Annotated in this window: 5 protein-coding genes; all 5 read right to left on the minus strand. The window is 67.0% G+C overall.

Translation table 11 applies throughout. From position 1 onward, the window contains the following. The coding region (locus PHX69_RS05145) for an ATP-binding cassette domain-containing protein (protein WP_288042667.1) at positions 1 to 194 on the minus strand (194 nt) is incomplete at its 3' end. Positions 195 to 211: 17 nt separating this feature from the next. Beyond that, positions 212 to 1,396, minus strand: a complete 1,185-nt coding sequence (locus PHX69_RS05150) for a substrate-binding domain-containing protein (protein ID WP_288042668.1) — start codon at positions 1,394 to 1,396, stop codon at positions 212 to 214. A 185-nt stretch (positions 1,397 to 1,581) separates the two neighbouring features. Continuing rightward, entirely contained in the window at positions 1,582 to 3,111 is a 1,530-nt protein-coding gene (locus tag PHX69_RS05155) for a sigma-54 interaction domain-containing protein (protein WP_119012525.1), read from the minus strand. 86 nt (positions 3,112 to 3,197) lie between these two features. Continuing rightward, positions 3,198 to 5,471, minus strand: coding sequence for an exodeoxyribonuclease V subunit alpha (gene recD, locus PHX69_RS05160; RefSeq protein WP_288042669.1), 2,274 nt, complete (start codon positions 5,469 to 5,471; stop codon positions 3,198 to 3,200). 24 nt (positions 5,472 to 5,495) lie between these two features. Further along, on the minus strand, positions 5,496 to 8,869 hold a 3,374-nt coding region (gene recB, locus PHX69_RS05165), incomplete at its 5' end, for an exodeoxyribonuclease V subunit beta (protein WP_288042670.1).

The raw sequence follows: 8,869 nt of genomic DNA on the forward strand, positions 1-8,869 counted from the left end.
AGCTCGCGCCCGCCCAGCCGCACCGAGCCAGCGCTGGCCTTGAGCTGGCCCGAGATCAGGTTGAAGTACGTGGTCTTGCCCGCGCCGTTGGGGCCAACGATGGCGGTGAGCGTGCCCGGCGCAAAAGCGCAGCTCACGGCATTCACCGCCACGTGGCCGCCAAAGCGGATGGTCAGGTCCTGGGTTGCAAGCATGGGGTGGTGCCCTGGCCTCAGCGCGCGTTGCGGATCGGGATGTTCATCTCTTCGGGTTTGATCTCGCGCACCAGCTCGGGCACACCCCAGCTGAAGGCCGGGTCCACCTTGATCTTGAAGTGGTACATGCTCTGCATGGCCTGGTGGTCTTCGCGCCGGAAGGTCATGGCGCCCTTGGGCGTGTCAAAGCTCATGCCTTCCATGGTCTTGATGAGCGTGTTGGTTTTGGTGTCGCCGCCGGTTTTTTTCAGGGCTGTGACCAGCGCCATGGCCGAGGTAAAGCCGCCCGCCGTGAAGAAGTCGGGCGGCGTCTTGAACTGCTGGTAGTGCGCGGCCACCAGCGCATCGTTGACCGGGTTCTTCGGAATGCCGAAGTAGTAGTAGGTGGCGCCTTCCATGCCGGGGAAGTTTTTGTAGCTGGCCATGGCCGGCAGGATGTTGCCGCCGGTGGCAATCTCGATGCCGTAGCGCTTCAAGTCCAAGTCGGCAATCTTGAACGGGTTACCCGCCCCGGCCCAGACAATCCAGATCACCTTGCGCCCGGGCAAGTCCTTGAGCTTGTCGATCAGGCGCTGCGCCCCGGCGGTGAAGTCGGTGGTGGTGGTGGGCAAATACTCTTCGTGGACAATTTTGGCCTTCTTGATGGCCTCTTTGAACGCCTTGACGCCGTCGCGGCCAAAGGCGTAGTCCTGGCCCAGCGTGGCGATGTGGACGCCGGGTTTGTCCAGCGCCACGGCGTTGCTGATGGCGTCCTGGCTGCTGTTGCGGCCCGTGCGGAAGATGTATTTGTTCCACTTGTCGCCGGTAATGGAGTCGGCCACGGCGGGCTCGACCAGCAAAATCTTCTTGTACTCCTCGGCCACCGGCAACAGCGCCAGCGCCACGCCCGAGGACGTCGGCCCCACAGCCAGGTCGGCCTTGTCATCGGAGTAGGCGGTGGCCAGCAGGCTCTTGCCCAGGTCGGGCTTGCCCTGGTCGTCTTTCTCGATGACCACGATTTTTTTGCCGTTGACCTGCATGGTGCCGCCGGTGGCGTATTGCAGGCCCATCATCAGGCCGGTTTGCGTCTGCTTGCCGTAGGCCTCCAGCGGGCCAGTCTTGCTGTAGATGTGGGCAATGCGGATTTCACCCGACTGGGCGAAGGCCGGTGCCGAAACGGTGGCGGCCAAAGCGGCCAGTGCGACCAATGTGCGACGTTGCATGGATGTGTCTCCTGTGGTGGTGACTGAACATTGCACAGTCCGTGCCAGCCCGAAAATTCCTGCTGAACATCGCACAAGTCATTGATTACATTGGAAAAACCAATGAACCTCTGAAGCAACCAACGCACCATGTGTTCAAAAAACAGACATCGCTACTGTCTGCTATGCAGACACCCGTTCAAGTTTTACGCAGGGTTTTCCATACGTGCGTACAGCGTGGCGCGTGATATGCCCAGCTGGCGTGCAGTGGCCTGCTTGTTGCCGCCGTGGGCGGCCAGGGCGGCGGCGATGGCGCGGCGCTCCAGCTCGGCCACCTGCTGGGCCAGGGGGCGCAGCAAATCGCCCTGGGCCTGCGCGCCGGGCTGTAGCGCGGGCGCATCGGGCTCGGGGGCGGCGGGCTCTACGCCCGTTTCGCGCAGGATGCGGGTGAGCTGGGCGGCGTCGATGGTGTCGGAGTCGCTGCGCATGGCGGCCTGCTCCAGCACGTTGCGCAGCTCGCGGATGTTGCCGCGCCAGGGCTGGGCCATCAGCAGTGCCAGGGCGTCGGGCAGCAGCTCGGGCGGAGCGCTGCCGTTGCGCAGGGCCAGGTCTTCGCCCAGCACCTCGACCAGCGCCGGGATGTCGCTGCGCCGCTCGCGCAGGGGCGGCACGCGCAGGGGCAGCACATGCAGGCGGTAGAACAAGTCCTCGCGGAACTTGCCCTCGCGCACCAGCGCGGTCAGGTCGCGCGAGGTGGCCGCCACCACGCGCACGTCAAACGGCACCAGCTGGTTGGAGCCCAGCGGCTCGATCTCGCCCTCTTGCAGCGCGCGCAGCAGCTTGGCTTGCAGGCTGGGCGGCATGTCGCCAATCTCGTCGAGGAACAGCGTGCCGCCGTCGGCCAGCTTGAATTTGCCATCGCGCCCTTTGCGGTCGGCACCGGTGTAGGCGCCGGGGGCCACGCCAAAAAACTCGGCCTCCAGCAAGGTGTCGGGTACGGCGGCAATGTTGACGCTGACAAACGGCCCGCCCGAGCGCGCCGAGGTGGCGTGGATGGCGTGCGCCAGCAGCTCTTTGCCCGTGCCCGTCTCGCCCAGCAGCAGCACCGGGCTGGACGACTGGGCCGCCCGGCGCGCCTGGCGCTTGACCTCGGCGGCGGCGGGGCTGGAGCCGACAAAGCTGGCAAAGGTGTATTTGGCCCGGCGCACGCCGCTGCCGGCGCCGCTGATCTGGCGGCCACGCTGCACGGCCAGCTCGCGCCGGGCGTCGTCCAGGTCGCGCTGGAGCAGCGCAAACTTGCTGATCAGGGGTTGCAGCGTGGTTTCGGGGTGGTCGAACAGCACGATGCCGATGGCGCCAATGACCTGCTGGGCCTCGTCGCGCAGCGGAATGCGGCTGACCACAAAGGTGCCCGCCTGGTTGGTGAGCAGGTCAATCAACACGGGTTTGCCGGTGTCGAGCACGCTGCGCATCTGGGTGTTGGGAATCACCTCTTCGACCATGCGGCCCAGAAACTGCTCGACCGAGCCCACGCCCAGGTCGGGCAAAAAGCGCCGGTAGCCCTCGTTGACCCAGACGATGCGGCCACTGTGGTCCACCAGAAACATGCCCTGGCTGACGCTGGAAAACAGCTGGAACATGGAGCGCGCCGCCAGCTCCAGAATGCCTTGCGCGTCCAGGGGCAAGGCGGCGTGGGTGGCTGCGGCGGGGGTGGTAGCGGGGTCAGGAAGAGCCATGCGGCGATGGTAGCGCAGGCCCATTTCCGTATGCTAAAGCTATTAAATCAATAGCTGCTTGCGCCCACCCAGAAAGCGTTACAAGCCTATTTGATTGATAAACCACTGGCCCGCTTGACCTGCTGCGCCATGGCCGTTCCCAGCAAGCCCGGGCGGGGTTCGACCAGCGTCAAGAACTCCTTGGCGCGGGTGATGCCGGTATAGACCAGCTCGCGCGTGAGCAGATCGCCCCCGGCGTCGGGCAGCACCACCACGGTATGGAAAAACTCCGAGCCCTGGCTTTTGTGGATGGTCATGGCAAAGGCGGTTTCGACATGCGCCAGGCGGCTGACCGAGACGCTGCGCAACTGCTCGCCATCAAGAAAATACGCACGCAGGTTTTTTTTGCCCTCGGGCGCGGGCAGCACCACGCCCACGTCGCCGTTGAACACGCCCAGCGCCTTGTCGTTGCGCGTGACCATGATGGGGCGGCCCGCAAACCATTCGCCTTGGGGCTGCAGCAGGCCAGTGCGGGCCAGTGCGTTTTGCACCTGCTGGTTCATGGCGCGGTCGCCCCAGGGGCCGTCGTGAACGGCGCACAGGATGCGGAAACGGTCAAACGCTTGCAGCACGGTTTTGACCCAGGCGGTGTGGGTATCCACGGCACTGGCCTGGGCCGCGCTGGCCGCGTCGGGCGGGGCGGCGTTGGTCGCCGGGACTGCGGGCACGGGCCGCGCCTTCATGCCGTGGTGCATGGCGCGCAGGTAGTCGCCATAACAGGCCGGGGCCAGCGCGCGGCCATGCAGGGCCAGTTGCACCACGGCCTCGGGCAGTACGGGGGCGGGCAGCAAATACACCTTGCCCGTCGCAGGGGCTGCGCTGCCGGGGGCCTCGGGGGCTGGCGCGGGCGCATCGGGTGCCTGCACTGCGGCAGCTGGGCGCGCACGGGCAGGCGCCTTAGCCTTCGCCTGGGGTGCTGTTTTTTGGGCTGCCAGGTCGGTGGCCACTGGGGCTTGGGCGACCTGTGCGGGTGGCGCCCAAGTGCCAGCCGCCAGCGCTTGCCGGGTGCCGCGCTGGAGCAAGTCGTAGGCGCCCCAGGGCACATCTGGCGTGGTCTGGATGGCAAAAGCAGCGCCAGCGTTGACGGCCTTGGCCAAGGCGCCAATGTCGGTGCCAAAGCGGCGGCTGTGGCGCAGCATCACGGTTTGCTGGTCCAGCGCGCTGCCGGGCGTGGCCGATGCGCTCAATGCCTCGCCCGCCACGGTGCGCAGGTAGTCGCAGGTGGCGGGGTGGTAGCGCGTGTCCTGGGCGTGGGCGCACAAATCGCCCAGCACCGAGCCCGCTTCCACCGAGGCCAGCTGGTCTTTGTCGCCCAGCAAAATCAGCGTGGCCTGGGGCGGCATGGCTTGCAGCAGTGCGGCCATCATCTCCAAATGCACCATGGAGGTTTCATCGACGATGAGCACGTCCACATCCAGCGGGTGCTGGGCGTTGTGCTGGAACTGGCGGCTGCCCTGGTGCATGCCCAGCAGCGAATGCAGGGTGCGGGCCTTGCCAATGCGCTCGGCCAGGGCGTGCAGGTCCATGGCGCCTTGCAGGCTCGCTTGCAGGCTGGCCAGCGATTGGTCGATCGACTGGCGCAGGCGCGCCGCTGCCTTGCCGGTGGGGGCGGCCAGCGCCACGCGCAGCTGGGCAGGGTCGGGGCTGGTGGCCAGCAGCAGTGCCAGCAGGCGCGCGGCGGTATAGGTTTTGCCAGTGCCCGGCCCGCCCGTGATGACGGTGAGGCGGCTGCGCAGGGCCAAGGCGCAGGCAATTTTTTGCCAATCGGGCACGGGCGGCGGCGAAGCAGCATCGTTGACAGACGGTTTCGGAAACAGCAGGTTCAGCCAGTCGCGGGCGGCGCGCTCGTCCACCGCTTGCGCTACGGCGGCGCGCTGGCCCACCGCCTGCGCCACCTGCTGCTCATACACCCAATAGCGGCGCAGGTAGAGCAGCGGCGCCTCTGGCGTACCGCCCAACACCAGTGGCTGGCCGGTGTCGGGCGGGGCATTGCCATCGGTCACACAGCGCACGACGGGGCTGCGCTGCAAGGCTTGCACCCATGCCGCAGGCGCTGGAGGCAGGCTGGGCCAGAAGGTGCCCAGGGCCTCGCTGGCCTGGGCGGGCCAGGCCAGTGCGCTGTGCGGTTGGCGCACCAGATCGGCCAGCGGCAGGCAGACATGGCCCCGGCCTTCCATGTGGGCCAGCAAGGCGGTGGCCACCAGCAAGGCGGGCTCGGCCTGTGGATCGTGCTGCGCCACAAAATCGGCCATGGCACTGTCCAGGCGGCGCAGCCAGCCCTGCTCTGACCAATCGCGCAGGGTGTGGAGGGTGGGATTCATCGGCAAGGGCTCCAGCGACAGGGTTCAGGCAATGGGTTCAGGGGAGAGTTCGAGCATGGCGTCGAGTGCGCCCAAGGCCTGCGTTGGCAAGGTCAGGGTGTAAACGCCCCCCGCCGGGCCATGGAGGCCGCGCAGGAAGAAATACACCGCGCCGCCCAATTGCGTCTCGGGGTCGTAAGCGCTCCCCAGGCGGGCTTGCAGCAGCCGGTGCAGCGCCAGCACATACACGGCGGCCTGCACGTCGTAGCGGTGCGTGGCCATGGCGGCGCGCAGGCCGTGGTCGTCGTAAGCGCTGTCGTCGGCGCCCAGGGCGTTGGATTTGTAGTCCAGCACCCAATAGCGCCCTTCGTGCTCGAACACCAAATCGATAAAGCCCATCAACATGCCGTGCAGCGTGCTGGTTTGCAGGCGCGGGCGCTCTGCCCCTTGCAGCAGGTAATCGCGGCACAGGGCGTCGATGGCGGCGGTGTCAATCTGGCGTGCGGGCAGCCAGAACTCCATTTCAGAGCGCGCGGTGGGCAGATCGGCCAGCGCCACGCCCAGACCGGGCAGCGGTGCGTGGGCCACGTCGGTCAGCCAGGCGACCAGCGCGGGGGCCGACTCCTGGTAGCCGCCCTGCTCGCAGCGCGCTTGCAGGCGCTGTTGCAGGCGCTCGTTGCCGCGCAGGGCAAAGCCCTGGTCAGCCAGCCAGTCGAGTTGCTGGTGCAGCCAGTTGCCCGTGAGCGGCCCGCGCTGGAAGTGGTGCCAGATCGGCGTGGCAGCATGGCCTGCGCCTGCGGTGGCAGCGGGCAGCGCGGGCGTGGTGCCCTCCCCGGCCTCCCCACCGGGCAGCGCTTCATCGTCCGCAGGGCGCAGCACGTGCAGGGGCGAGAGCGCATGGGCAGGCCATGCGGGTGGTGGCGTGGCAAGGCTGCTTTGCGCCAGCGTTTGCGGTGGGCTCTTCAGGTCACGGGTCAGGCGCGAGTAGCTGGCAATGCCCCAGTGGCGATCAAAGTCGGCGCGGTAATCGGGCACCTCTTGCAAAGCGGCTGGGTGGCCACGCGGCGCCAGACGGGTCACGCTGGTATGGGCGTCGGCGCTGTGCAGCACGATGCCCGTACCCGCGCTGGCCAGCGCCTGCAAGGGCGCCAGCCAATCGGCTGCCTCACGCGGGGCGGCCCCACCCAGCAGGTAGCCGATGGCGCTGTGGTGGGTCTGGCAGGCCTTGCCGTTGCCCACCTTGACCGCCGCAAAGCCCAGCCACAGCGCATGGCGGGGCCGGGTCATGGCCACATAGAGCAGGCGCAGGTCGTCGCGCAAGCGCTCTTGTTCGTAGCGGGTCTGGGCCTCGTCGTTCATGTCCAGCACTAGCTCGCGCTCGCCTCCCGCCGTGGGCAGCAGGGCCGATGTGACATAGCGCTTGTCAAACCCCCGAAAACTGCTGGCAAACGGCAGGCACACCACCGGGTATTCCAACCCCTTGCTTTTGTGGATGGTGACGATCTTGATCAGGTCGGCATCGCTTTCCAGGCGCACCACCTGCTCGTCGCTTTGCTCGGCGTTTTCAGCAATCTGGTTCATCAGCCAGCGGATAAGGGCTTGCTCGCCCTCCAAATCGGCGCTGGCGTGTTGCAGCAGTTCGGCCAGGTGCAGGTAATTGGTCAGGCTGCGCTCGCCGCCATCGCGTTGCAGCCAGCGCGCAGCCAGTCCGAAGCGGTGGATGGTCTGGCGCAGCATGGCCAGCACGCCCTGGCTGGCCCAGACCTGCCGCAGCGCACGCAGGGTGTCGGCCTGCTCGTCAAACCAATCGTCTTGCGTGGCCAGCCGCGCCAGCACGTCCAGCGCCAGCCCCACGCTGGCCAGCGCCAGCGCGGCGCGCACCAAGGTAGCGTCTTGCGGGGCGGCCACGGCGCGCAGCCAATGCACCAGGTCGCGGGCCTCGTCGCTCTGGAACACCGAATCCTTGTCCGACAAATACACCGATGCCACGTTGCGCTTTTGCAGAGCGCGGCGCATGGCAGCGGCCTCGGTGCCGGTGCGCACCAGGATGGCAATGTCCTGCGGGCGCAGGCGCTCCAGCGGCTTGCCTTCCTCTTGAAAACCGTTGGTCGGATCGTTCAACCACACAACGATTTGCTCGGCGCAGCGCTGGGCAAAGGCGTAGCGCGTGTGGCCCGCACTTTGCATCTCCAGGTCATGCACCAGCGTGATGGCGGGCATGGCGGCGCCCGCACCCACCCATTGCTCCTGGCGCCCGTGGGCTGCCACTTCCACAAAGGGCAAGGGGTTGCTGCCATCGCTGGCGGCAAACTGGAAGGCGCCGCCGGGCTGCCCCTGCTGCGGTGGCCGCGCCTCGGCCTGCAAAAAGCTGTGGTTGACGGCCTGCACCAGCGCATGGGTAGAGCGGTAATTGACCGACAGCGCATAGTGCCGCCCTGCGGTGGCACGGCGCGCTTGCAGGTAGCTGTAAATGTCCGCACCACGAAAACCGTAAATGGACTGTTTGGGGTCGCCAATCAGCAGCAAAGCGCGCTCGGGGTCGTTGTCTGGTGTGCGGTAAATCTGGTCAAAGATGCGGTACTGGAGGGGCGCGGTGTCCTGGAACTCGTCAATCAGCGCCACCGGGTATTGGGCAGCAATGCGATCGCGCAGGCGCTCGCCGCTGGCGCTGTGCAGCGCGGCGTCCAGGCGCTCAAGCATGTCGGCAAAACCGAACGTGCCCTGCTGCTGCTTGAGCTGGCGCAGGCGCTGCGCCACGCTGGCGGCGGCGTGGCGGCGGGCGGTGGCGCTGGGCTGGGGCAGGTTTTGCAGGGCGATTTGCAGGGTGGCGAAGGCATTGAAGGCCTCCTGCTCGTCTTGCGTGAACGGGATAGGCCCGGCCCCGGCTTGGCGCATCGCTGCCAGCCCGGCCAGCGTGAGGCGCTGCCAGCCCTTACCCAGGTCAAGCACTACAGGCGTCGGCTTCTCGCCGTCCTTGTCCTTGCCTTCAGTCCAGTTCTGTAGCGTATCCAGCCAGCGATTGAGGTTTGCCATAGGAAATCCGGCTGCCCAGCCGTGGGCTGCCGGTGGGGTTTGCGCATTGACAAAACCGCGCATTGCCACCACCCGCCGACTCCAGTCACTGCGCAGCACATCCAACTGCCGTTGGTGCTCGCTGTGGGCCTGCGCCATCGCTTCCACCACACTGAGCGCAGCGCCCTCGCCCTGCGGCACTTTGCCCCGCAGCGCTTTCACGTCATTGAGCAAGGCATCCACACTGCGCCAGACGCCCAGCACCTGCGCCAGCGCGTCGGCAGACAGGCCGTAGCACTGCTGGCGCCAGTAATCCTGCACGGCCTGGGCGAGCAAGGCTTCTTCGTCGGCCACCAGCTCCTCTTCAAACAGGCTGGCGCTGTCAAAAGCGTGCTCGCGCAGCATGC

This window comes from Simplicispira sp. (genome assembly GCF_028687295.1).
Lineage (GTDB): Bacteria > Pseudomonadota > Gammaproteobacteria > Burkholderiales > Burkholderiaceae_C > Simplicispira > Simplicispira metamorpha.